The sequence below is a fragment of the Amycolatopsis sp. NPDC005003 genome (genome assembly GCF_053600695.1).
In genome coordinates this window covers 34,720-58,242 of record NZ_JBSGAI010000001.1, presented here as the reverse complement: position 1 = coordinate 58,242, position 23,523 = coordinate 34,720, and the positions used below count along the sequence as shown (strand labels likewise).

The window sequence follows — 23,523 nt, the reverse complement described above, 5'->3', positions numbered from 1 at the left end:
TGGCGCACCTGCCCAGGGAAGTCGGGGGCCGGGGAAAATCGTCGGCACATGGTAGCCAGGTTTCGGCTTAGTATCTACCGGATGGTAACCGCCACCCGCGAACGGACCCGGGACGACGCCCCGCCCTCCGGCGGCGCCCGGAAGTTCTCGGTGGGCGCGTTCCTACGCCGGCCCAGCACCTGGATCGTGCTGGCCCTGACCACGTTGTCGTTCCTGCAGATGCCGGGGAAGACGACGTTCGACACCAAACTGGACCTCGCCGTCGACCCGATCGCCTTCCTGGGGCGCGCCCTGCACCTGTGGAACCCCCAAGCGACCGCGGGGGAGCTGCAGAACCAGGCGTACGGCTACCTCTTCCCGATGGGCCCGTTCTTCGCGCTGTGCCAGGCCGTGGGCGTGCCCGCGTGGATCGCGCAACGGCTGTGGGGCGCGGTGCTGCTGTCGGCCGCGTTCGGCGGCGCCCTGCTGCTCGCCCGGGCGATGAAGATCGGCACCGAGCGCACCCGGCTGATCGGCGCGCTCGGCTACGCCCTCGCGCCGCGCATGCTGACCGAAATCGGCGGCCTGTCCGCGGAAATGCTGCCGGCGGTGCTGCTGCCGTGGGTGCTGGTGCCGCTCGTGCGGGCCGGGGCGATCGGCTCGCCGCGGCGGGCCGCCGGGCTGTCCGCGCTGGCCGTGCTGTGCATGGGCGGCGTCAACGGCGCGATGGTCGTGATGGCCCTCGTCCTGCCGGGACTGTGGCTGCTGACCCGCCGCTGGACGCGGGCGCACGTCGAACTCGTGCTGTGGTGGTTCGTCTTCGTCATCGGCGCCACGCTGTGGTGGATCCTGCCGCTGCTGCTGCTCGGCGAGTACAGCCTGCCGTTCCTGGACTACATCGAGTCCGCGACGAACACGACCGCGCCGATGTCGCTGTTCGAGGTGCTGCGCGGGACCAACCAGTGGGTCGCCTACGTCGTGCAGGGCACGCCGTGGTGGCCCGGCGGCTGGTCGCTGATCGACAACCCGGTGCTGATGCTCGCCACCGGGCTCGTCGCCGGCGTCGGCCTGTTCGGGCTGACCCGGCGGGGCCTGCCGGAGCGGCGGTTCCTCGTGCTCGGCGTGGTGACCGGGCTGACCCTGCTGACCATCGGTTACGTCGGCTCGCTCGACAGCCCGCTGGCCGAGCAGGTCCGCCACCTGCTCGACGGGCCGCTCGCGCCGCTGCGCAACGTCCACAAGTTCGAGCCGGTGCTGCGGCTGCCGCTGATGCTGGCGTTCGTGCACGGCATCTCCAGCCCGGTCCGGATCAGGTCCGTGCGCCGGTTCCTGCGGCCCGCGCTCGGCCTGCTGCTGGTGCTGGTGATGGCCGCACCGGCGTGGCTGCTGAACCTGCGGTCCGGCCCGGGCTGGGACGCGGTTCCCGGCTACTGGTACGACGCGATGGGCTACGTCGCCAAGGCCGATCCGGACGCGCGGACGCTGCTGCTGCCGGCCACCGGCTTCGGCGAGTACGACTGGGGCCGCACGGTCGACGAGCCCGCGCAGGCGATCGCCCGGAGCCCGTGGGCGGTCCGCAACCAGGTGCCGCTGGGGTCCGAGGGGAACACCCGGCTGATGGATTCGGTCGACGCGGCGCTCGCCGACGGCCGCGGCGATCCCGGCCTGGCCGCGCTGCTCGCGCGGTCCGGCTACCGGTTCCTGCTGCTGCGCAACGACATCGACCGCGAACGCACCGCGGCCCCGCCCGTCGCGACCCTGCGCGCCGGGCTGGCCGGCTCGCCGGGCATCGCCAAGGCGGCCGCGTTCGGGCCCCTCGAAGTCTACGAAGTGCGGAAGCCGGTGCCACGGGCCACCGCGACGTCCACAACGGACGTCCCGACGGTCAGCGGCGGCCCGGAGAACCTGCTGCCGCTGATCGATTCGGGGCAGCTCGACCCGGCGACGCCGACGGTGCTGACCGGCGACGGCGGGTCGCCCGGCGGGCCGCGGCTGGTGACCGACGGCCTGCGCCGGGCCGAGCGGAACGTCGGCGGCGTCCGCGACAACCTCAGCCAGACCCTGACCGCGGGGGAGGCCTACCGCCAGCAGCGCGCGGCGGGCGACCTGCTGCCCTTCCCGGGGCAGGAGCACCAGACCGTGGCCGCCTACCGGGGCATCCGCTCGGTGACGGCGTCGACGGCGGCGTCGTTCGCCGACGCCTTCGGCGGCTCCGACCCCTCGCACCAGCCGTTCGCGGCGATCGACGGCGACCCGCGCACGGCGTGGCACTCGTCGTCGTTCACCGGGCCGATCGGCCAGTGGCTCGAGGTGGAGCTGGACACCCCGCGGCTGGTGAACTCCGTGCAGCTGGAGATGGTGGACGACCTGCGGGTGGGCTGGCCGCCGACCCGGATCCGGATCACCACCGACAACGGCTCGGTCGACCAGCCGGTGATCCGCGGCGCCGGGCCGCACGAGTACTCCGTGGCCGGTGGCGTCACCCGCAAGGTGCGGATCACGCTGCTGTCGCTGGTGGTGGGGCGGCAGGACGGGAACGTCGGCATCGCGGAGCTGAAGATCCCGGACACCGAGCCGCAGCGCGCCCTGGAGGTGCCGGCGGACCTGCCGACCGGGCCGGCGCCCGGGTTCGCGTTCACCCGCGGCCCGCAGCCGCGGTACGCGTGCCTGCCGCTCGGCGACGCCGTGCGGTGCGACGCCGCGGCGGCCCGCGACGGCGAGGAACCCGACGGGATCCGCCGGTTGTTCAGCACCCCGGCCGAGCAGACGTACCTCGTCGGCGGCTCGGTGCTGCCGGCCGGCGGCGGCCGGAACCCGGTGTCGCTGCCGGGGGTCACCGTGACGTCGACGTCCCAGCTGGGCGGCGACCCGGCGGCGGCCGGGTTCGCGGCCGTGGACGGCGATCCGGGCACGACCTGGCGCCCCGACGTCACCGATCTGCGGCCGACGCTGACCCTGGGGTGGGCGTCGCCGAAGCGGATTTCGGGACTGCACCTCGAAGTTTCGGCGGCGAGCGGCGCGCGGCTGCCCCGGCAGGTGGAGCTGACCGGCCGGTCGGGCACGCGGTCGGTGCGGCTGGACGCGGGTGGGTCGGCGTCCTTCGAGCCGCTGGACACCGACCAGCTGCAGATCGGGCTGCCGGGCGACGACGACGATCCCGCGGCACGCGCGGTGGTGGGCATCGGCGGCCTTTCGCTGTCCGGGAGCGACGGCCTGCTCCCCGGGCCGGACCCGGCGTTCACGGTGCCGTGCGGCTCGGGGCCGAACGTCCACCTCGACGGGCTCGACTACCGGACGTCGGTGCAGGGCAAGCTGTCCGACATCACCGAGCACCGGCCCCTGTCCCTGGGGATGTGCCGCGATTCGGAGGGCGGCATCGCGCTGCCGGCCGGCGGCCACGAGCTGCGGACGGACCGGTCGGAGTCGTTCGTCGTCCAGGACCTGTGGCTGCGCCCGGCGGCCGCTTCGACGCCCCCGGTGCACCGAGCGGTCCAGGTGGGCGCGTGGGACGCGGCGTCGCGGTCGGTGACGGTGGGACCGGGCGCGGAGGCGGTGCTGGCGGTCCCGGAGAACGCGAACGCGGGCTGGACGGCCACTTTGGACGGACAGCAGCTGACCCGCACCCGGGTGGACGGCTGGCAGCAGGCGTGGATCGTCCCGGCGGGCGCGGGCGGGGTGGTGTCGCTGTCGTTCACGCCGGACGCGCACTACCGCCTGAGCTTGCTGATCGGCGCGGCGGCGGTGCTGGTGCTGCTGGTGGGCGTGGCCTGGCCGGCCCGCCGTCGCCGGTTCACCATCTCCCCGGGTGGCGCTTGGACACCGGTGGTGCTGATCGGGTTGCTGGTGGCGCTGGGCGGGATGCTCCCGGTGGTGCTGCTCATCGCCTGCCTGCTGGCCCGCCAGTTCTCGGAGCGGGCACCGAGGTACCTGGCGTTCGGCGGCATGGCCGTGGCGGCTCTGGTCTCGGTGACGGGCCGCATCCTGGGCCACGGCCAGGACTGGGCGTACGGCCCGGTGACCCAGGCAGCATTGCTCCTGGCCGCGGCCGCAATGGTGGCGACATGCGTGGACTGGTTCACCCGCAAGCAAAACCCCACCACCCTCACCCAATAGCCCCGTACCCAGAGGGTCGGCCCGCGTACCCACGCGGTCGGTTGGCGTACCCAGAGGGTCGGCCCGCGTACTCAGAGGGTCGGCTCACGAACCGACCCTCCAGGTACGCAAGCCGACGGCCCGGGTACGCAAGCCGACTCCCCAGGTATGTGGATCGGCCGGCGGGTGCGCGGGTTCGGGGGCGGGAATTGTCGGTGCCTGGCGGTAGCGTGGAAAACGGGGGCTGCTCAGGCCGGTTTGCGGGGGCGGAGCTCCAGGAGTGCGCCGGCCGCGGCCAGGGCGCCGGCCGTGCAGGCCGCCGCGGTGACCACCTGGGTGGGTGACCCGTGCAGCCAGGTGGTGATCAGCGCCGTCTCCACGGCGACGGCCGTCCACATCAGGATCGTGACGCGGCGGTCGCCGTCCGCCAGGCGGGCGTACAGCAGGATCTGGACCAGCGCCAGCATCGAGCCCGCCAGCGCGAACGGCCACACCGGCATCGTGCTCCCCGCGTACTTCGCCCCGCCGATCAACGCCAGCAGCGAAGGCCCCAAAACCAGCGAAGCCAGCAGCACCAGCGCGTCCAGGCAGGCGCAAACCGCCAGCGCCACCGGCAGCACCCGGCGCCGCCGGTCGGAAACCGCGAACCGCGGCAGCACCAGCACGCCGACCGCCTGCGGCAGCCAGTACGCGATCTTCGTGACGATCGCCCCCAGCGCGTACTCGCCCGCCTCACCCGCCAAAAGCGTGTGGCGGGCCAGGACGAGGTCCAGGTTCACCAGCAGCACCAGCGCCAGCATGGCCTGCGCGGTGTGGAAGACCTCGCCGCCGTGGCGGTCGGCCCAGCGGGGCCGCGGGCGGCCGCAGACCTGCCAGCCCGCCACCACCACCGCCAGCGAACCGATCGCGGCCCCGGCCAGCGCGCCGGTCGGCGACCCAGAAACCACCAGCCCGACCAGCGAACCGCCGACCTTGCCCGCACCCTCCAGCGCGATCAGGCCCGACAGCACCGCGAACCGGTGGCTGCCCTGCAGCAGCCCGTGGAACACGCCCAGCAGCGTCAACGGCCCGAGCGCCGCCGTCACCAGCAGCGCCGGGGCCAGTGATCCCAGGTGCAGCAGGAGCACCAGCAACGGGCTCAGCGTCAACGCCGTCGTCGCGACGATCGCGCTCGTCACCAGGCCGAGCGCGAACAGCGAACCGTGGGACAGCGACGGCGAGCGGGCCACCCGCAGCGCCACCACCGTCTGCAGGCCCATCGCCGGGACGACGCCGATCACCAGCACCGCCAGCAGCGAGCTCAGCTCCCCGAACGCGCCGGGCGCGAGGATCCGCGCGGCCGCCAGGCTCAGCACGTAACTGGCCGCGTTGTTGCCCGCGAGGGCGAGCGAGACGAGGATCGCCGCGACCCGGTTGCCCGTCCGGGCCGGGACTTCGGTGTCTACGCTCAACGTCGGGCTCCCGTTACCGCTGGGTAATGACCAGGGACCATAACCGCGCGCGCAACGGAAAGGAAGGCCGTGAACGCACCGAGCAGGCGGGCGGCCCTCCCCGTGCTGTCGGCCGCGCTGGCGTTCGCCGTCTGCGCGCCGCTGCTCGGCCGGGGGTTCGTGCTGAGCTACGACATGGTGTTCGCACCACGGCAGTACTTCGTGCCGGACGCCTTCGGGATCGGCAGCACGCTGCCGCGGTCCGTTCCCGCCGACGCCGCCGTCGCGCTCGCCACCACCGTGCTGCCCGGCGACATCGTCCAGAAGATCGTCCTGCTCCTGGCCGTCTTCTGCGCCGCGCTCGGCGCCGGACGGCTCGTCCCCACCGAACGCCTCGGCACCCGGCTCGTCGCGGCGACGGCCTACGCCTGGACGCCGTACGTCGCGGAACGGCTGTTCATCGGGCACTGGCCGCTTCTCCTGACGTACGCGGCCCTGCCGTGGATCGCCGGCGCCGGCCTCGCCGTGCGCGCGCACGAACCCCGCGCCCTGCCGAAGCTGGTCCTCGCCTGCGCGCCGGCCGTGCTGACCCCGCCGGGCGGCGTCCTCGCGGCCGCCGTCATGGTCGTGGCCGCCGGTTCGCGGCGGCTCTGGCAGACGGTCCCGCTCGCCGTGGTGCTCAACCTGCCCTGGCTGGTCCCGGCGTTCCTCCACGCCGGTGGCACCTTTTCCGACCCGGACGGCGTCACGGCGTTCAGCGCCCGCCCCGAAAGCTGGGGCCCCGCCCTGCTGAGCGTGCTGGGGCTCGGTGGCATCTGGAACGCCGAAACCGTGCCCGTCAGCCGCGGTGTGCCCCTGGTGCCGGTGCTGACGCTCATCGTCGTCGCCATCGCGATCGCCGGGCTCCGGCCGCTCGCGCACCGGTGGGGGAAGGCGCCGGTCCGCTCCTTGACCGCACTCGGCGTCCTGGGCGTCCTCCTGGCGTCACTGGCGACGTTGCCGGGCGGCGACACGCTGCTGACCGCCGCGACGCGGTACCTGCCCGGCGCGGGACTGCTGCGTGACGCCCAGAAATGGGTGGCGTGGTGGGCGCTGCCGCTCGCCCTGGGCTTCGCGCTGGCCGTGGAAGCCGCCGCGGCGAAGCTGAAGACCGAGGGGGGACGCGTCGGACTGGTGACGGCGGCGGTCGTCTTCCCGCTCCTGACCATGCCGGACCTCGCGTGGGGCGGCTGGGGGCGGCTGGACACCGCGCAGTACCCGGCGGACTGGCGGGCAGTGTCCGAAAAGCTCGGTGACCGGCCAGGTGACGTGCTGGCGCTGCCGCTCTCGGCGTTCCGCGGGTTCGCGTGGAACGCCGACCGCACCCAGCTCGACCCGGCGCCGCGCGCACTGCCGAAACCCGTGCTGGTGGACGACACCCTGCAGGTCGGTTCCGAGCGGATCGCCGGTGAGGACCCGAGGATCGGTGACGTCCGGGCCGCGACGTCCGCGCGGGAGCTCACCGACGCGGGCGTCGGCTGGATCCTCGTGGAACACGGGACGCCCGGTCAGGTCGACCCGCGGTTGCTCGCCGGCGCGACGCGAGTGTGGTCGGGTGACTGGCTGACGCTGTACCGGACCCCGGGTGTGCCCGCGGTGAAAGCGGTCTCGTGGGCGCCCGCCTTGCTGGCGAACGGAGTAGCGCTCACGTTGCTGTGCGTCGCACTGTTGTGCCGCATGTTACCGATGCGTACATTGGGCCGCGGCAGGATTCTCCCGCCGCGGAAGGAGTGACACGTGGGCACGGTCATCGGCGCGATCGTCGCCGTCATCATCGGCGGCGGAGCGGCGACAGCGAGCGGTTTCGCCCTCATCACCTCTGCCGACCCGGACACCGCCGCTCCGGTGCAGCAGAAGCTCAACGCGCAGGTGAAGTACAACCCTGCCGACCACCCGCTCAAGCTCTACGGGGACCGCTGACGCGTGACCCGGCTCGCCTCCGACCACGCCCACCGCGTCGTCGGGCTCTACGGCGACCCCACCGTTTCCTGGAGCATCCTCCTCGAAGCGGAACTCGGCGCGGCCGCACCGGAACCGGAGAAGCTCCGCGCCCGGCTGGCGGCCGCGGTCCAGCAGTACCCGCACCTCGGCGCGGTGCCCGAGATCGAGCGGATCACCGAGCTGCCCGCGGTCCGCGGCCGCTTCGCTTCGGCGCCCTACGAACGTGGTGCGCCGCTGGTCCGCGTCGCCGCCGGTGAAGCCACCCTCCTCGTCGCCGCGCACCACGGCGCCCTCGACGGTCTCGGCCTGCTGTCCCTGCTCGGCATCCTGCTCGACGTCCCGGTTTCCTCGGCGGCGCGGGGGATCGGCGCCCGCATGGGCGGCAAACCCTTTGCCCTTTCGGCCCTCCAGCGGCTCGCTGAGGCGGTTTTCGTGCCACCGGGCCGGATCACGCCCGACCGGGGACGTGAAGCCGTCGGAGACGTCTTCGTGGCCTGCCACGAGCCGCGGCTGCGGCTGGGCGCCGCGGGTTTCGTCGCGGCCGCCGTGCACGCCACCGAACGCTGGAACCGCGCGCACGGTGCCCGGACGGCCCGGGTCGTGGCGGCGCTGGGGGCGTCGCGAAGATCCGGCGCGGCGCCGGAACCGGTGCACGACAGCGCGTTCTTCCGGCTGCGGCTGACGCGCGGCGCGGACGTCGCCGCGGTGCTGGCCGCCCAGCCGCCGGAGCCGGACTTCCCGGCCCGCAGCAGCCGGCTCGCCCGGCTGGGCACCCGGCTGCTGGCGAGGCGGCTCGGCTCGACGTTCCTGGTGTCGAACCTCGGCGTCGTGTCCACCGGGGACACCGTGCGGTCGCTGGCGTTCTACCCGGCGGCGAGCGGCCGCTCAGGCGTGGCGTTCGGCGCCGCCACGACCGGTGACCGGACCACGGTCACCGTGCGGGCCCGCCGCAAGGACTTCGACGCGGCCGCCGCCGCCCGGCTCCTTGGCGAGTTCCGGGACGCGGTACGGGACCAGGGTGCGCGGGCGGGGGACCGGCTGCCCGGCGACGTCCCGCACCAGTGACTCGAACTGCCCGATACTGGCGTCCCAGCTGTACTTCCCGGCCCGCTCGGCGCCCGCGAAGCCCATCTCCGCGCGCCGCAGCCCGTCGGCGAGGAGGCCGTCGACCTGCGCGGTGAACTCCTCGAAGTCGTCGGCCAGCAGGCCGGTCCGGCCCTCCACGATGGACTCACGAACGCCGCCGGCGGCGCGGTAGGCCACCGAGGGCACGCCGTGCGCCGCGGCCTCCATGATGACGATGCCCCAGCCCTCCTTGACCGAGGGGCACAGGTGCAGCCACGAGCGCGCCAGGATCTCGTGCTTGGCCTGCTCGTCGACCCAGCCGTGCAGGACGACCCGGTCGGCGACCCCGCGCGAAGCCGCGTGGGCGCGCAGCACCTCGTCCCACGGCCCCTGGCCGACGACCTCCAGCCGCAGGGACGGCCAGCGCCGCGCCAGCCGCGCGACGACGTCGATGGCGTGCTCGATCCGCTTGTGCGGCACCAGCCTGCTCACCGCGACCAGGGTGGGCTCGCTGTCCCGTTCGGACGTGCACGGCGGCGGCGCGTCGAGGCCGTTCGGGATCACCGTGACGCGCTCGCGCCCGATCCCGAGCTCCGCCAGTTCCGCCCTGGTGACCTCGGAAACCGTGACGTACCGGCACTTGCGGAACAGCCACGGCGCGAGCCGCGACTCGATCCACCAGCCGAGCCGGCCCAGCGTCTCGCCGAGCGCGCTGATCCACTGTTCCTTGTGGACGTGGTGCACGAGCACCAGCACCGGGCAGCCGGCGACCAGCCGGGCGAAGAACGGCATCCCGTTCTGCACGTCCACCACGAGGTCGGCGCGGACCCGGTGGATCGCGCGCAGCGCATGCGCGTACACGCCGAACTTGTTGCCACGCCGCCGGTAGCGGACGCCGTCGCGCCACTCGCCCGCGGCCGCACCCGGGTAGGCGGCGCACTGGATCTCGACCCGGTACCCCGCTCTGGCCAGGCCCTCGGCCATCCGCTCGACGTACCGCTCCGAGCCGCCGCCCTCGGGGTGGCCGGTGTCGCGCCAGTTGAGGAGGAGCACACGAGGACGTTGCATCGGGTTTTTCCAAACTGTAGCGACGGTGCTAGGTTACTGGTGCGTACACCCTAGATGAACGTATTCCGGAAAGCGACGGTTCAATGGTAGGTAATCCGGTTCTGGTCGCGACGGCGCATCCGCATCGCGCCACGCTCCGCCGGTCCGTGACCCTGTTCCGGACATTCCTGACCGAACAGACCGACCCGGACGGCTTCTATTCCGCGCTCGCCGCCGACTCCGTCCGGCAATTGGCGGCGCACGCTCCGCTGTCGGGGCGCACGGTCCTCGACGTCGGCGGTGGCCCCGGCTATTTTTCCGACGCCTTCCGCGCGGCCGGTGCCGTCTACCTCGGCCTCGACCCGGACGTCGGCGAGCTGTCCGCCCGCGGCGAGCCGGGGGAGAACATGATCCGCGCGAGCGGCACGGAACTGCCGGTGCGCAGCGGATCCGTGGACGTCTGCTACTCGTCGAACGTGCTGGAGCACGTCTCGGAGCCGTGGGTCATGCTCGACGAGATGTGCCGGGTGACCAAGCCCGGCGGCACGGTCTTCGCGTCGTTCACGCCGTGGTATTCGCCGTGGGGCGGCCACGAGACAGCGCCGTGGCATTTCCTCGGCGGCTACTACGCACGGCAACGCTACGCGAAGAAACTCGGGAAGCAGCCGAAGAACAAATTCGGCGAAAGCCTGTTCCCGGTTTCGGTCGGCGCCGCGCTTCGCTGGGCGAAGACGACGCCGCTCGCCGATCTCGTGGCCGGGTATCCGCGGTACCACCCGAGCTGGGCGATGTGGATCGTGCGGATTCCCGGCCTCCGCGAAATTGCTTCGTGGAATCTGGTCCTGGTGCTGCGGAAGCGCTGATTCAGGTTTGGGCGAAAACCACCTGGCGTCGCTGCCTCGGTGCGGGCGGCGGGGTCGGGCGGCGGCGGGCCAGCAGGTAGATCGCCAGGACGATCAGCACCCCGCCGCCGATGCCGAGCCAGAGCGGGCCGGTGCTCGTCAGGAACTCCAGCTTGCCCTTGTTCTGGTCGACCTGGTCGACCATCTGCGCGATCGTCTTGCCGTTGTAGGCCAGTGTCCCGTCGAACACCACCGTCGGGTTGCCGGTGACCGGGCGCAGTTCCTGGTGCTGTTGTTGCTGCTGCTTCACCTCGACACCGGTGACCGGCTCGACCCACATCGTGTTGACGCCGCGGTAGTACAGGTCCGCGTCGACGCTCGAGTCGGCGACGCCGACGAGCGAGCCGGGCACCGACTTCGTCTCGAGCTTGGTGTCCGGGATGTTCTGGACGAACTTGTAGGTCTCGATCCCGTTCACCACCTCGGTGCCGGTGTACCGGGCGGTGACGGCCTTGCCGGTGTTGTCGTCGTAGACCTGGTAGTCCTTCTGCTCGGTGCCGAAGGGGAACTTGAAGTTGAGGCCGGGCTGCGGCTTGTATTCGATCTTCTCCGGCGGCTTCTCGCCGAGCTTCTCGGCCTTGTCCCCGATCTCGGCGACGTAGCTGCTGTCGGCGGCGCACTTCGGGTCGGAGTCGCCGCGCGGGTCGTACCCCTCGGAGGTGCGCCGGTCGAAGCAGACCTGCCGCTTGCTCGCGCTGAGGACGGTGCCGTCGCTGTCGTCCTTGACCTGCACCGCGAGCAGCCAGACCGCGTAGTCGCTGTTCGTGCGCATCTCGGGCCGGGCGAAGTTCGCCTGGACGCGGCCGGTCGCGGTCAGTTTCGCGTTCTCGCGGATCTCGGTGACCGGGCCGGCGCCCTTGTCGGTCACGGCGAGGACCTTGCTCGCGGTGCCTTCCAGCACCGACGTCGAATCCTGGTCGAGCGGCACCTTGGCGAGTTTCGGGTAGACGTAGGTCGGCAGCAGCACCGCCCCGGCGACCGCGAAGACCCCCAGCGCCAGCAAGATCAGGCCCAAAGCTCGTCGCAACGGTCCTCCTGGGTCGTACTTGGTACACGCAAATTACCCGGCGGTAATCAGGTGCACGGATAGTGGCCTGCGCCACGTCGCGCGTCAAAGTGTGACCGGCGGTCACAGCCATCCGGTGCCACCGGAAGGCCGCATGAGCGCGGCCGTTCGGACCAAGCGGCCAAACATGTTTGTTCCCGGGCACAACGGGCACCGGCCCACCATCGGACGATCCCCCAGCCGCCGCGCCGGACCGCGAAGGAGAACGCCCCTTTTGCTCCAGGACCCATCGATGGTCGCCATCGCGGCGACCGCGCGCTGGCGGGCCCGGATCGTGGCGGCCGCCGCGAGCGCGGGGATCAGCATCACCGACCCGTTGGCGGGCGTGCCCGGGATCCGGGTGCTGACGTGCGCCTTGGGCGACCTCGAGGCGATCGTCCCCCGCCTCACCCGCGACGGCGACCCGCCCCGCCCGGCGATCGGCGCCCATTCGGACTCGATCGCCGACCGCGAGCTGCGGGACGCGGTGGCGGACGTCGCGGCCCTGCTTTCGTTGCACGGCAACGTGGTTCTCGATCTCGACGCCGGCGGACGGCGATCTCGCCCGGCCCGCCCCGACGTGGTGGTTTCGGCCGGTGTGGACCGTCCGCAGTGGACGGAACCGGCGGTGACGCTGCCGGTGGGCCGGGACCGGCGTGGCGGTCCGCTGAAGGTGGCGCTGACCGCGGGCCCGGGTTTCGAGGAGACGCTGCTGGACCTGGCCCGCTTGGTCGAGGCCGACGCGGCTTAGCCCGGCCCGGCCCGGGTCTCAAGCGCCCCGATGTGGCCTTGGTTGCGGCTGACGCACCGAAGGCCGCCTTGGGGCGGTTGGGCCGGCCGTTGCCGGGCGTCATGCGCGGATCCGCGTCCCCTGGTGCGTTGGCGAGCCGCGGTCGTGACCGAAGCCGGCGGCTCGGCTAGCGGAAGGTGGTGAGGAGCTTGCCGAGCGCGCTGGCGGCCGTGGCGGAGGTGTAGGGGCCGAGGGCCACCAGGGAGGCGACGAGGGCGGCGACCTCGCCCGGGCTGAAGCTCACCGGCGGCACGACGGGCGGCATCGTGAGCCGGTAGCCGCCGCCCGCGCCGCGCTTGACCTCGACCGGGACGCCCGCCGTGCGCAGCCGCGTGACGTCGCGTTCGACGGTCCGCACGGTCGTCCCGGTGCGCTCGGCCAGCACCCGGCCGGTGACGAACCGGGGTGCCCGCGCGCGCATCTCCTCGATCAGCGCGTGCTGCCGTTCGACCAGCGGCACGGCTTGGTGCAGCTGGGTCATCCCCGGGTAGCGGCCGGAGCCGACGAGCCGATCCATCCGCGATCCCCTCAACCGACATCGCTTTGTCGGGAATCGGATCCTACGGTGATTCCATGGTCATCGTCCGTCCCGCTTCGCACTTCGAAGACGTCGCTTCGATCCTCAACCCGAGCGGGAACGAGCGTGCCTGCTGGTGCCTCGCCTACCGCGTCACGTCGTCCGAGTACAGCGCGTTGCGCGGTGAAGCACGAGCCGACCGGGTCCGCGACCTGTGTGCGGGCGAGTCCGCGCCGGGGGTGCTCGCCTACGACGGGGCCACGCCGGTCGGCTGGTGCGGGGTGTCGCCACGGTCGAGCATGGAGCGGTTGAAACGCTCCCGGACGATGCCGCCGCTCGACGACCTGGCGGTGTGGAGCGTGGTCTGTTTCGTGGTGCGCGCGTCGCACCGGCGCACGGGCGTGGCCGCGGCATTGCTGGCCGGGGCGGTCGACTACGCGCGTTCGGGTGGTGCCCCGGCGGTGGAGGGCTACCCGGTCGATCCGGAGGGCGCGCGCCTCAGCTCGAGCGCGGCCCACGTCGGCACGACCTCCCTGTTCGAAGCGGCGGGATTCGAACGGATCCGGCCGACCGGGGCACGGGCCGACGGCCGGGTCCGCTGGCTGATGCGACGCGATCTCCGCTGACCTGGGCTAAACCTCCTCCTCGACCCACTCCAGCAGGTCGCCGGGCTGACAGCCGAGCACCCGGCACATCGCCTCCAGGGTGCTGAACCGGACCGCTTTGGCGCGGCCGTTCTTCAGCACGGCCACGTTGGCCGGCGTGAGCCCGACCTTCTCGGCGAACTCCCCGACGCTCATCTTGCGCTTGGCCAGTTCGACGTCGATGCGCACGACGATCGGCATCAGATGACCGCTTCCAGGTCGGAGCGCAGCGCCGTCGCCTGCCGGAGCAGGGCGCGCATGACCACCATCACCAGGCCGAGCACGGTGATCGCCACCGTCACCAGGAACAGCACCATCGGCATGCCCGGGTCGTCCGCGTTGAAGCCGACGAAGAGCAGCATGCCCACGAACACGAGCCACGCCGCGCCGATCGCCCAGACGATCGCGTCGACCCACTTCAGGGACGCGGTGGTGAAGATCCGGTCCTTCTTGACCAGGGTGAGCAGCTTCCACGTCGCGACGAGCACCACCTGGACGCACAGCACGAGGAAGACCGCGATGGCGGTCAACGGCCAGCGCAGCGGAGCGTCGTTCGGGTTCTGCTGCGTGTGGTAGGCGATCCCGCCCGGCAGCGAGAGCGTCTGGAACACGACGAGGACGCCGAACAGCACGACGAGGAACACCCGGAGCACGGCAACGGCCCACTTCTCGGTAACCATGCGCCGACTATCGCGCGTGACCTATCGAAAGTCAATCGGTAGTGATCGAAAAGCGATCATTCCGGCCCTGGATCCAGGCGGACGGACTCCAGCGCGACGTACAGCTCGCCGACGTCCACGGGGTCGGTGAGGTCGCGCTTGGTCAGGTCCTGCACGCGGCGCAGCCGGTAGCGGACCGTGTTGGGGTGCACGAACAGCCGGTCCGCGGCCTCCTTCGCCGAGCCGTGGCCGGCGAACCACGCCAGCAGCGTGTCGAGCAGGACCTTGCGCTCCGCGGCCGGCAGGGCGAGCACGCCGGCCAGCGCGGCCCGGACGACGTCGCGGGCCATCCCGGGCGCGGCCGCGACCAGCGTCGTCACCGGCGAGTCGCCGAACACCACGACACCGGCCGTTCCCGCCGGCAGCGAGCGGCGGGCGATCCGGGCCCGGTGCAGGGCGTCCGGGACGTCGGGGAAGCTGCTGAACGGCCTGCTCATCCCGGCCGCGACCGGCAGGGAGCCCAGCACCTCGCGCAGCCGCCGGACGTCCTCGATCCGGTCGATCACGACCAGGCCCGCCTCGCCGCCGGGCCGCCACGCCGACCGCCAGCGCCGCGCCCGCAGCAGCGCCTCGACGGAGTCGTGCTCGTCCGGCTCGACGCCCTCGGTGACCACGGCGACGAACATCCCCGCGGTCGGCAGGCCCAGCTCGCGCGCCGCGGCCTCCATGTCGGCCTGGCCGGCCAGCCGGCCGCGCAGCAGGTCGTCCAGCAGCCGCGCGTTCGCGTGCGACGGCTCGGCCGCGACCTCCTCGTACGCCGTGGTCAGCGCCTCGGAGTAGAGGTCGATCGCCTTCCAGACGTAGGAGTTGATCTCGATCGTCCGGGTCGGGTTGAGGAACTCCGGGCCGGCGAGCTCGAGGAGCCCTTCGTAGACGAAGGTGCCGCCGATCCGGAACGCGCGCAGCACGGCGGGCAGCGGGATGCCCCGGCGCGCCTGGGCGAGCCCGGTCTTGCGGGCGGCGTCGATGGCGAGGCCGCGCCCCTCGGCCAGCGCCGTCAGGGCACGCTCCAGGTTGGCCCGGCAGACCTGCCGCAGCTCGCCCGGGGCGACGGCCTCCACCTGGCGGTAGAACTCGTCCTGCTCGCCGAGCAGCCGGGCCAGGCGATCGGCGAACTCGGGAAGCCGGGCCAGCATCTCGCGCACCAGCTCACGGTGCTCGCGAGGGACCGGCCTGGCGAGAGCTTCGATGCCCATCCCTCACTTTAGCTCGGGTCCGCCGCCCGGGACATGCACGAACTTGAGTAAAATTCATGTCCATTGGGTGATCGACGTCGTGAGGTCTTGACGGCTCAGCCGGGCTTGCGCGCGGTCAGGTAGACGTGCGGCTCCGGGCCGGCCTCCGGGTGGTCGGGCACGAACTCGGCCTCGTCCGCCTGGACGATCTCCAGGCCTGCCGCCCGCAGCCGCTCCTCGAGCGGGCCGGTGGCGAAACTGTACGCCCGGACGGGGTGGCCCATGAAGACGATGTCGACGCCGTCGACGTCGGCGGGCACGGTGGCGAACACGAGCAGGCCACCGGGCTTCAGCCACCGCGCGATCCGCCCGATCATGGTTTCCTGCTCGGCCCGCGGCAGCTGGAGCATCGAGAAGAAGGCCGTGATCGCGTCCCAGGTGCCGTCCTCGAAGGACAGTTCGCGCATGTCACCGAGCTCGAACCGGGCGGCGGGCACCTGGCTCCGCGCGATCTCGACCATCGCCGGGGCGACGTCGTAGCCGGTCACGTCGTGGCCGGCGGCGACCAGGAGCTCCGCGGTGGGCCGCCCGGTGCCCGCGCCGAGGTCGAGCACCTTCGCTTCGGGTGGCAGGGCGTCGAGCAGGTCGGTGAGGGCGGCGCGCTGCCCGGTCGCGGTGCGGAAGGCGTGCTCGTAGTCCGTGCCGAGCGCGTCGAAGACCTCGGCGGCGGTTTCGGGGCGGGTCACGGTCGGCCATCCTGCCGGACCTAGGATCTCGCCGTGACCGGTTTGCGGGGTGTGTTCGCCGGGTTCGGCAAGAGCAGGGCGTTCGCCGTGCTCGGGCGGGCGCTCGTGCCCGCCGACCGGGTGCTGCTGCGGATCAGCGGCGGCCGGGTCGGCGTCGGCGCGGCGGTCGGCCTGCGGACGTTGCTGCTCACCACGATCGGGCGGCGCAGCGGCGAGCCACGGCAGGTGCCGCTGCTGTACGTCGAGCGGGGCGGCGGGTACGTCGTCATCGGCTCGAACTGGGGCGGCGAAGCGCACCCGGCCTGGTCGGCGAACCTGCTGGCCCGGCCGAAGGCGAAGGTCGCGCTGCACGGGCGCACGATCGACGTCATCGGGCGGCTCCTGACCGGCGACGAGCGTCAGGAGATGTGGGACGCGGTCGCGGCGTACTGGCCCGCGTACGACCGGTACGCCGTGCGGGCTTCGCACCGGGACATCCGCGTCTTCCTGCTGGAGCCGGTCAGCCGATGAGGTCGGTGTGCCGGATCCGGTACACCTGCAGCCGCAGGTTGTAGTACTTGTCCGTCTCGCCGACCCAGTTCATGCCGAGCCGCTTGGCGACCGCGATCGCCCGCGTGTTGTTCGGCCGCGCGACGGCGAACAGCTCTTCGGTGTCCTGGGTGAAGGCCCACTCGATGAGCGCGGTCGCCGCTTCGGACGCGTAGCCCTTGCCCCAGACGCCGGGGGTGAGCTGCCAGCTCAGTTCGAGGTCCTCCTCGAACGGCGGCAGCAGCCGGATGCCGAGGCCGCCGATCACCGCACCGTCCTCTTTGCGCTCGATCGCCCACCGGCCCCGCGGCGGCGGCAGGTTCGGCTGCGCTTCCTGCCAGGCGTGCAGCACCGCGCGCATCGCGCCGATGTCGCCGACGCGGTCCATGGCCGGGGTCAGCCAGTGCGTGACGTCTTCCGCGCCGTAGATGGCGAACGCGGCTTCGGCGTCGGCAGGCGTCCAGTCCCGGATCACGAGCCGGTCGGTGCTCAACGGGGTCTCCATACCAGGACGCTACGCCGGAAGGCCCCGGATTGTTCCCGGCCGCGGGAGAGCGGATCCGGCCTACAGTCGGTTCGTGGACGACATGCACGCACTCCTGGCCCGCGCCGCCGAGCTGGCCGCCGGCTACCGGGCGACCCTCGCGGACCGGCCCGTCGCCAGGGCCGTCGACCCCGCCGCCCTGCGGGCCGGCTTCGGCGGTCCGCTCCCGAAGGAGCCGAGCCCTCCGTCCGAAGTGCTCGAACAGCTCGCCCGCGCCGCCGGCCCCGGGCTCGTCGCCACCGCCGGGCCGCGGTTCTTCGGCTTCGTCATCGGCGGTGCCCTCCCCGCCGCCACCGCCGCCGACGTCCTCGCCGCGGGCTGGGACCAGAACGGGTTCAACGCCGTCCTCTCGCCCGCCGCGGCCGCCGCCGAAGATGTGGCCGGCCAGTGGCTGAAGGAGCTGCTCGGCATCCCGGCGAGCGCCTCCGCCGGATTCGTCACCGGCGGCCAGGCCGCGAACACCACCGCCCTCGCCGCCGCCCGGCACCACGTGCTCGCCGAAGCCGGCTGGGACGTCGAACGCGACGGGCTCGCCGGTGCCCCGCGCGTCCGCGTCGTCGCGAGCGAAGAACGGCACGCCACCATCGACCGCACCCTGCGCCTGCTGGGCTTCGGCACCCGGGCCGTCGAGCCGGTCAAAGCCGGCCCGCAGGGCGCGATCGACGTCGAGGACCTCCGGAAGGTGTGCGAAGCCGGAACCGGGCCGCTGATCGTCTGCCTGCAGGCGGGGAACGTCAACACCGGCGCGTGCGACGACCTGCGCGCCGCCCGGGAAGCCGCGCCCGGCGCCTGGCTCCACGTCGACGGCGCCTTCGGCCTGTGGGCCGCCGCCGATCCGGAGACCCGGCCGCTCCTCGACGGCGTCGAACTCGCCGATTCCTGGGCCTGCGACGGCCACAAGTGGCTCAACGTCCCGTACGACTCGGGCTTCGTCTTCTGCGCCCGCCCGGACGTCCACGCCGCGGCGATCTCCTACCGGGCGGCCTACCTCACCGGGGCCGGCGAGGTGTCCGGCATGGGCGACCTGACCTTGGAGTCGTCACGCCGCGCCCGCGGGTTCGCCGTCTGGGCGGCGCTGCGCGAGCTGGGCCGCGACGGCGTCGCCGAACTCGTCGGCCGCTGCTGCCGGCTGGCCCGCCGGTTCGCCGCGAAGCTCGCCGAGGGCGGTGCCGAGATCGCCAACGACGTCGTGCTCAACCAGGTCCTGGTGTCCTTCGGCGGCGACACCGACGACCTCGTCCGGAAGGTCCAGGACGACGGCACCTGCTGGCTGGGCGGGACCACCTGGCACGGCCGCCGGTACCTGCGGATCTCGGTGTCCGGCTGGTCGACGACGGAGGCCGACGTCGACCGCAGCGCCGCGGCGATCCTCCGCCTGGCCGGTCGGTGAGCCGGTCAGTGACCCTCGCGCACCGAAAGCGAGTCCGTCCGCCAGGCGATTTCCTTCTCGCCGCCCGTCGGCCAGCTCGACGACAGCCGCCGCCGGACGCTGCCCAGCGCGCCCAGCTCGGCGAGGTCGACGCGGGCGCCCTGCGCGGCCAGTGACGACACCTCGGCGGTGGTGAGCGGGACGAAGTCGAAGTACTGCGCGTCTTCACCCGCCCGATCGACGAACTCGGTGAAGATCGCGGCGAACGACTGGCCGCATTCCGGGCACCGGCGCAGGGAAACGCTGAAATGGGACCGCTCGACCAGGCGATGGGTCTTGTTCAGCCGGGTCGTGCAGAACGCCAGCGCGGTCAGGGCGTCTTCGCCGGAGCAGCGGGCGCAGCCGAACTCGGTCATCGGCCGATCATCGCACGTCCGTGAATCCGCGCCCGGCTGGGGGAGGATCGGGAAATCCGTTGACCGTACCGATTTGACACTGATTTGACCCTGGCCGGGAATGGTCTGGACCTGTTAACCTCGGCGCGGCCACCCGGCCCGGATGGGAGAATGCCGTGCTCCGCATGAGAAAACGCATCGCCGTCGCCGCGCTCGCACTCGCCGGCGCCTCCGTCGTCGCGCCGCCCGCGGACGCGGGGCAGGCCCAGGGCAAGGTGATGGCCTACTTCGCCGACTGGGACGTCTACGCCCGCGGCTACCACGTGAAGGACATCGAGACGTCCGGCTCGGCCGCGAAGCTGACCCACATCAACTACGCGTTCGGCAACGTGACGGGCGGCGGCTGCGCGGTCGGCGACCCGTGGGCCGACCACGACATGCCGTACGACGCCACGACGAGCGTCAGCGGCCAGGCCGACAGCACCGAGCCCGGGGCGCTGCACGGCAGCTTCAACCAGCTCCGGCAGCTCAAGAAGCTGCACCCGAAGCTGAAGGTGCTGTGGTCCTTCGGCGGCTGGACCTGGTCGGCCGGCTTCACCGAGGCGGCGAAGGACCCGGCCAAGTTCGCGGAATCCTGCTACAACCTGGTCAACGACCCGCGCTGGGCGGGCGTCTTCGACGGCATCGACGTCGACTGGGAGTACCCGAACGCCTGCGGCAACACCTGCGACACCAGCGGGCCCAAGGCGTTCACCGGGCTGGTCAAGGCGCTGCGCGCGAAGTTCGGGCGCCAGCTGGTGACCGCCGCGATCACCGCCGACGGCTCGGCCGGCGGCAAGATCGACGCGACCGAGTACGGCGCCGCGAGCCGGTACCTCGACTGGTACAACGTGATGACCTACGACTACTTCGTGGCCGGCGCCAGCCCGGCCGGGCCGACCGCGCCGCACTCGCCGCTGCGCGCCTACCCGGGTATCCCGACCGCCGGGTTCTACGCCGACGCGGCCGTCCAGAAGCTGCGCCACCAGGGCGTGCCGTCGTCGAAGATGTTGCTGGGCTTGGGGTTCTACGGCCGCGGCTGGGACGGCGTGACGCAGAAGCAGCCGGGCGGCACCGCCACCGGCCCGGCGCCCGGCACCTACGAAGCGGGCGTCGAGGACTACAAGGTCCTCAAGACCAAGTGCCCCGCCAACGGCAAGATCGCCGGTACGGCGTACGCGAAGTGCGGCTCGCAGTGGTGGAGCTACGACACGCCCGAGACGGCGTCGGCCAAGGCCGGTTACGCCAAGTCGCAGGGGCTCGGCGGCGTGTTCGCCTGGGAGCTGTCCGGCGACACGGCGAACGCCGAACTGCTGCGGGCCATCGCGGGCCGCTGCTGAACGAGCTGGAGGGCCCGGGCGCGAGCGCGTCCGGGCCCTTCGTCCACTTAGGACCTTGTGGGGAATCCGCGCCGCCGCGCGCCGAGCACCACGGCCAGCACCGGCAGCAGGAGCACGAGCAGCGTCCATGGGAAGGACGCCGGCCCGGCGGCGTCGAGCAGGACCCCGCCGGCCACCCCGCCCGCGGCCATCGCGGCGTTCCACAGCGTGACCAGCATGGCCTGCGCGTTGTCCGCCGCCTCGCCGCCGGCGTTCCCGGCCGCCGTCTGCAGCAGGGTCGGGACGCCGCCCCAGCCGAGCCCCCAGAGCGCCACCGCGGCGTAGACCAGCGCCGGGCTGCCCGCGAACACCGCCAGCAGGGTCGCGGCCAGCGCGACCAGGAGGGTGCTCGCCACCGTCAGCGCCCGCAGCGCGCGGTCGATCCGGGCGCCGACGACGCCGATGCCCGCCATCGACGCGATCCCGAACACCAGCAGGACGGCGTCGACCGCGCCGCCCATCCCGACGTGGCCGAGGAAGGCGGCGACGTAGGTGTAGAGCACGGTGTGCGCCAGCACGAACACGAGCGTCACGACGAGCACGGGCACCACGCCGGGGACGGTGAGCGTGCGCAGCACCGGCGTCCGGCCGGCCGGACGCCCCGGCTGGTCCGGCACCGCCGCGGCGATCCAGGCGAGCAGCACCGCCGCGATGGCCGACATGACGCCGAACGCCCAGCGCCAGCCGAGCAGGCCGCCGAGGAACGTGCCGGCCGGGATGCCGAGCGAGAGGGCCAGCGGGATGCCGGCCATCACGATCGCGATGGCCTTGCCCGCCCCGTCCGGGACGAGCCGGCGCGCGTACCCGGCGAGCAGGGCCCAGACGACGCCCGCGGCCACCCCGGCGACGAAGCGCGCCACCATCGTGAGCGCGTAGTCCGGCGACAGCGTCGTAACGGTGTTCGCCACCGCGAACCCGGCGACCCCGGTGAGCAGCAAGCGTTTGCGGGGCCAGCTCGCGGTGGCGGCCGACAGCGGGATGGCGGTCAGGGCGGTGCCGAGCGCGTAGATCGTCACGGCCTGGCCGGCCGCGGCTTCGCCGACGCCGAGGCCGGCGCTCAGCCCGGGCAGCACCCCGGCGGGCAGCGCCTCGGTGAGCACGGTGACGAACGCGGCGGTGGTCAGGGCGAGGAGGGCGGTGAGCGGGAAAGCGCGGGTGCTGAGGCTCGTCATGCCGCTATGCTCGAACCCTCACACCCGTGTGAAGGTCTATGTGAGGTGGGGCACATGCGGATCGGCGAGCTCTCGGAGCGCACGGGCACGTCCCGGCGGCTCCTCCGGTACTACGAGGAGCAGGGCCTGATCATCGCAAGCCGCGGCCCGAACGGCTACCGGGACTACGACGAGCCGACCGTCGACCGGGTGATCCAGGTGCGCGGCCTGCTCGACGCCGGCCTGCCGACCCGGATCATCAAGCAGATCCTGCCCTGCCTGGACAAGCCGCGGGCGATCTACTTCCCGGACGCGACGCCGGAGATGATCGCCACCCTGGAGGCCGAGCGCGACCGGATGACCAGGCGGGCGGAATGCCTGCTGCGCAACCGCGACGCGATCGGGGAGTACCTGGCCGCGGTCCGCGGGTACGACCCGGCCGGCCGATGACGGACGAAGGTTCCGGCGAAGACTGGCTCCTGGAACCGGTGCCCTGGCGGGAACTCTCCCGCCCGGTGGCCGACCCGGACGCGCCGCTGGTCGACGCGCTGTGGAACGGCACCCCGGTCGCCGTCGTCGCCCCGAAGGTCGTCGAGGAGTGGGCCGCGGCGACGCAGGCCGCGTTCTTCCCCACCGCGGACCTGAAAGCGCAGGTCGTGGACGTTCCGGCCACGCTGGCGGCCGAGGGCGTCACCGGGCTGCTGCCGCCGAACGCGCTCGTCGTCAAGAACTGCGCCGGCATCCAGCTGGGGAACTGGAACTCGCAGACGAACATCCACAAGTTCCGGGTCGAGGACGTCCGGATCACCCTGGACAAGACGCTGGCCCGTGCGCTGGCAGCGAGCCTGCCGCAGCCGGAGTCGCCGGTGCAGGGCCGCACGAAGGTGGCGATCTGGAACTCGCGCGGCGTGCAGGTCGGGGACTTCAACCACCAGCGCAACGTGTTCCGGCACGTCGTGAAGGGGCCGGAGGTCGCGCTCGGGCCCGTCGACCGCGCGGTGGTGGACAAGCTCCGCGAGGGCAAGGTCGACGCGGTCGAGCGGGAACTGCACAAGATGGTCCGCAAGGTGTTCGAGCGGGACGCGGCCGCGCTGTACGCGGCGCTGGACGTGACGAGCAACGAGAACAAGCCCGTGCCGCCGGAGGCGCTGGAGGACACCATCGCCTCGGCGTACGGCCGGGGCAACGAGCAGAAGATCCGCGAGGTCGTCGACGTGCGTGCGCTGGACCTCACCGACCTGCTCTCGTCCTTCCTGAAGGCCGAGCCGCGCGGGGCGCTGGAGAAGCTCCCGGAGGAGGCGGTCGACCCCGGCGCCGTGGACGAACCGGCCGAGCCCGCGGTGGACGAGCCAGCCGAGCCCGCGGTGGCCGAGGCCGTCGAGGAAGAACCGGTGGAGCTCGGGCCGCCAGAGCCCGTGCTGCCGCCGGTGACGGCACCTCCGCCGGCTGTCGAGCCGCCCGCGGACGACGGTCCGTTCCGGAGCTTCTTCTAGCTCACCAGCGGCGGGACGGGTCGATCACGTGCACGGCCGCTTCCTCCGCCGAAGCCGCGCCGCCGTCGATGCCGGCGTCCGAGGCGTACAGCTCTTCGTCGGTGTCTTCGCCGAAACCCTCGTCCGTGGCGACCAGGCGGCCCGCGCGGACGTCGCCGACCTCGTCGTCGATCAGCTCGCCGTCGGTGTCCTCGGTGTCGCCGAGCCCGTCGTCGTCGAGGTCGTCGGCCAGGTCGGGAACCTCGCGGGCGAGCCGGCCCGCCCAGCTTTCGCCCTCCGCCGTCTCGCGGGCGGTGGTGCCCCAGCCTTCCGTTGCCTGCGCGCGTTCCGGGGGTGAATAACCCTCCGCGAGCTCGTCGCGGTCGTCCAAAGTGTCCTCGGGGTCGAGGATGCCGTCGTCGGCGTTGTCATCGATGTCGTTGTCCACGAGGAACATCTTCGCGCAACTCATTGGCCTCGCCCAGCCCGGGTGATATGACCGTGCAAACAAGGCT

General features: G+C 72.7%; 23 protein-coding genes. 11 read left to right on the top strand and 12 right to left on the bottom strand.

The genetic code is table 11. From position 1 onward, the window contains the following. Nucleotides 1-81 precede the first annotated feature (81 nt). Nucleotides 82-4,092, top strand: coding sequence for an alpha-(1->3)-arabinofuranosyltransferase domain-containing protein (locus ACWED2_RS00285; RefSeq protein WP_449688245.1), 4,011 nt, complete (start codon nt 82-84; stop codon nt 4,090-4,092). A 227-nt stretch (nt 4,093-4,319) separates the two neighbouring features. Here the strand turns inward: ACWED2_RS00285 and ACWED2_RS00280 are convergent, their stop codons facing one another. After that, nucleotides 4,320-5,522, bottom strand: coding sequence for a lipopolysaccharide biosynthesis protein (locus tag ACWED2_RS00280; RefSeq protein ID WP_449688244.1), 1,203 nt, complete (start codon nt 5,520-5,522; stop codon nt 4,320-4,322). A 69-nt stretch (nt 5,523-5,591) separates the two neighbouring features. Between ACWED2_RS00280 and ACWED2_RS00275 the strand changes: the two genes are divergently transcribed. After that, nucleotides 5,592-7,274, top strand: coding sequence for a hypothetical protein (locus ACWED2_RS00275; RefSeq protein WP_449688243.1), 1,683 nt, complete (start codon nt 5,592-5,594; stop codon nt 7,272-7,274). A gap of 3 nt (nt 7,275-7,277) precedes the next feature. Then, nucleotides 7,278-7,460 (top strand): hypothetical protein, encoded by a 183-nt coding sequence (locus ACWED2_RS00270; RefSeq protein ID WP_449688242.1) that lies wholly within the window; start codon nt 7,278-7,280, stop codon nt 7,458-7,460. A gap of 906 nt (nt 7,461-8,366) precedes the next feature. Here the strand turns inward: ACWED2_RS00270 and ACWED2_RS00265 are convergent. Continuing rightward, complete coding sequence (locus ACWED2_RS00265) at nt 8,367-9,599, bottom strand: glycosyltransferase family 4 protein (RefSeq protein WP_449688626.1); 1,233 nt, start codon at nt 9,597-9,599, stop codon at nt 8,367-8,369. Between the two features lie 161 nt (nt 9,600-9,760). Here ACWED2_RS00265 and ACWED2_RS00260 point away from each other — a divergent pair, with 161 nt between their 5' ends. After that, on the top strand, nt 9,761-10,456 hold the full coding sequence (locus ACWED2_RS00260; protein ID WP_449688241.1) for a class I SAM-dependent methyltransferase: 696 nt from the start codon (nt 9,761-9,763) through the stop codon (nt 10,454-10,456). Between the two features lies 1 nt (nt 10,457). Here the strand turns inward: ACWED2_RS00260 and ACWED2_RS00255 are convergent, their stop codons facing one another. After that, nucleotides 10,458-11,522 carry a DUF3068 domain-containing protein gene (locus ACWED2_RS00255; protein WP_449688240.1) on the bottom strand — a complete coding sequence of 355 codons (1,065 nt, stop codon included), beginning with the start codon at nt 11,520-11,522 and terminating at the stop codon, nt 10,458-10,460. A 271-nt stretch (nt 11,523-11,793) separates the two neighbouring features. Between ACWED2_RS00255 and ACWED2_RS00250 the strand changes: the two genes are divergently transcribed. Beyond that, nucleotides 11,794-12,291, top strand: a complete 498-nt coding sequence (locus ACWED2_RS00250) for a hypothetical protein (RefSeq protein WP_449688239.1) — start codon at nt 11,794-11,796, stop codon at nt 12,289-12,291. A 166-nt stretch (nt 12,292-12,457) separates the two neighbouring features. On the opposite strand, the gene ACWED2_RS00245 is transcribed toward ACWED2_RS00250, so the two are convergent. Then, nucleotides 12,458-12,847: a helix-turn-helix transcriptional regulator gene (locus ACWED2_RS00245; protein ID WP_449688238.1), complete on the bottom strand. Its 390-nt coding sequence runs from the start codon at nt 12,845-12,847 to the stop codon at nt 12,458-12,460. 56 nt (nt 12,848-12,903) lie between these two features. On the opposite strand from ACWED2_RS00245, the gene ACWED2_RS00240 reads away from it, so the two are divergent. Then, nucleotides 12,904-13,473, top strand: coding sequence for a GNAT family N-acetyltransferase (locus tag ACWED2_RS00240; protein ID WP_449688237.1), 570 nt, complete (start codon nt 12,904-12,906; stop codon nt 13,471-13,473). Between the two features lie 6 nt (nt 13,474-13,479). On the opposite strand, the gene ACWED2_RS00235 is transcribed toward ACWED2_RS00240, so the two are convergent. From ACWED2_RS00235 to ACWED2_RS00220, 4 genes are all read right to left on the bottom strand, one after another. Continuing rightward, nucleotides 13,480-13,692, bottom strand: coding sequence for a helix-turn-helix domain-containing protein (locus tag ACWED2_RS00235; protein WP_449688236.1), 213 nt, complete (start codon nt 13,690-13,692; stop codon nt 13,480-13,482). After that, nucleotides 13,692-14,171, bottom strand: coding sequence for a DUF2975 domain-containing protein (locus ACWED2_RS00230; RefSeq protein WP_449688235.1), 480 nt, complete (start codon nt 14,169-14,171; stop codon nt 13,692-13,694). Before ACWED2_RS00230 ends, ACWED2_RS00235 begins: the two co-directional genes overlap by 1 nt. A gap of 56 nt (nt 14,172-14,227) precedes the next feature. Then, nucleotides 14,228-15,406, bottom strand: a complete 1,179-nt coding sequence (locus tag ACWED2_RS00225) for a PucR family transcriptional regulator (RefSeq protein WP_449688234.1) — start codon at nt 15,404-15,406, stop codon at nt 14,228-14,230. 95 nt (nt 15,407-15,501) lie between these two features. After that, nucleotides 15,502-16,131 carry a class I SAM-dependent methyltransferase gene (locus ACWED2_RS00220; protein ID WP_449688233.1) on the bottom strand — a complete coding sequence of 210 codons (630 nt, stop codon included), beginning with the start codon at nt 16,129-16,131 and terminating at the stop codon, nt 15,502-15,504. Nucleotides 16,132-16,173: 42 nt separating this feature from the next. Here ACWED2_RS00220 and ACWED2_RS00215 point away from each other — a divergent pair, with 42 nt between their 5' ends. After that, nucleotides 16,174-16,641 carry a nitroreductase family deazaflavin-dependent oxidoreductase gene (locus ACWED2_RS00215; protein WP_449688625.1) on the top strand — a complete coding sequence of 156 codons (468 nt, stop codon included), beginning with the start codon at nt 16,174-16,176 and terminating at the stop codon, nt 16,639-16,641. Here ACWED2_RS00215 and ACWED2_RS00210 read toward each other — a convergent pair. After that, nucleotides 16,631-17,164: a GNAT family N-acetyltransferase gene (locus tag ACWED2_RS00210; protein WP_310967351.1), complete on the bottom strand. Its 534-nt coding sequence runs from the start codon at nt 17,162-17,164 to the stop codon at nt 16,631-16,633. The two genes, ACWED2_RS00215 and ACWED2_RS00210, sit on opposite strands and share 11 nt — an antisense overlap. Before the next feature lie 82 nt (nt 17,165-17,246). Here ACWED2_RS00210 and ACWED2_RS00205 point away from each other — a divergent pair, with 82 nt between their 5' ends. Beyond that, nucleotides 17,247-18,593 (top strand): pyridoxal phosphate-dependent decarboxylase family protein, encoded by a 1,347-nt coding sequence (locus ACWED2_RS00205; protein ID WP_449688624.1) that lies wholly within the window; start codon nt 17,247-17,249, stop codon nt 18,591-18,593. 5 nt (nt 18,594-18,598) lie between these two features. Here the strand turns inward: ACWED2_RS00205 and ACWED2_RS00200 are convergent, their stop codons facing one another. Further along, on the bottom strand, nt 18,599-18,988 hold the full coding sequence (locus tag ACWED2_RS00200) for a hypothetical protein (RefSeq protein WP_449688232.1): 390 nt from the start codon (nt 18,986-18,988) through the stop codon (nt 18,599-18,601). A 164-nt stretch (nt 18,989-19,152) separates the two neighbouring features. Here ACWED2_RS00200 and ACWED2_RS00195 point away from each other — a divergent pair, with 164 nt between their 5' ends. Then, nucleotides 19,153-20,346 carry a glycoside hydrolase family 18 protein gene (locus ACWED2_RS00195; protein WP_449688231.1) on the top strand — a complete coding sequence of 398 codons (1,194 nt, stop codon included), beginning with the start codon at nt 19,153-19,155 and terminating at the stop codon, nt 20,344-20,346. Between the two features lie 47 nt (nt 20,347-20,393). Here ACWED2_RS00195 and ACWED2_RS00190 read toward each other — a convergent pair whose 3' ends face one another. Further along, on the bottom strand, nt 20,394-21,557 hold the full coding sequence (locus tag ACWED2_RS00190; protein WP_449688230.1) for an MFS transporter: 1,164 nt from the start codon (nt 21,555-21,557) through the stop codon (nt 20,394-20,396). A gap of 54 nt (nt 21,558-21,611) precedes the next feature. Between ACWED2_RS00190 and ACWED2_RS00185 the strand changes: the two genes are divergently transcribed. Together ACWED2_RS00185 and ACWED2_RS00180 are read left to right on the top strand one after the other, a co-directional pair. Beyond that, complete coding sequence (locus tag ACWED2_RS00185; RefSeq protein WP_449688229.1) at nt 21,612-21,986, top strand: MerR family transcriptional regulator; 375 nt, start codon at nt 21,612-21,614, stop codon at nt 21,984-21,986. Beyond that, the gene (locus ACWED2_RS00180) at nt 21,983-23,029 is read left to right on the top strand and encodes a hypothetical protein (protein WP_449688228.1); all 1,047 of its coding nucleotides are present in this window, start codon (nt 21,983-21,985) and stop codon (nt 23,027-23,029) included. Before ACWED2_RS00185 ends, ACWED2_RS00180 begins: the two co-directional genes overlap by 4 nt. Nucleotide 23,030: 1 nt before the next feature. Here the strand turns inward: ACWED2_RS00180 and ACWED2_RS00175 are convergent, their stop codons facing one another. Beyond that, nucleotides 23,031-23,456 carry a DUF5709 domain-containing protein gene (locus ACWED2_RS00175; RefSeq protein WP_449688227.1) on the bottom strand — a complete coding sequence of 142 codons (426 nt, stop codon included), beginning with the start codon at nt 23,454-23,456 and terminating at the stop codon, nt 23,031-23,033. Nucleotides 23,457-23,523: the final 67 nt, after the last annotated feature.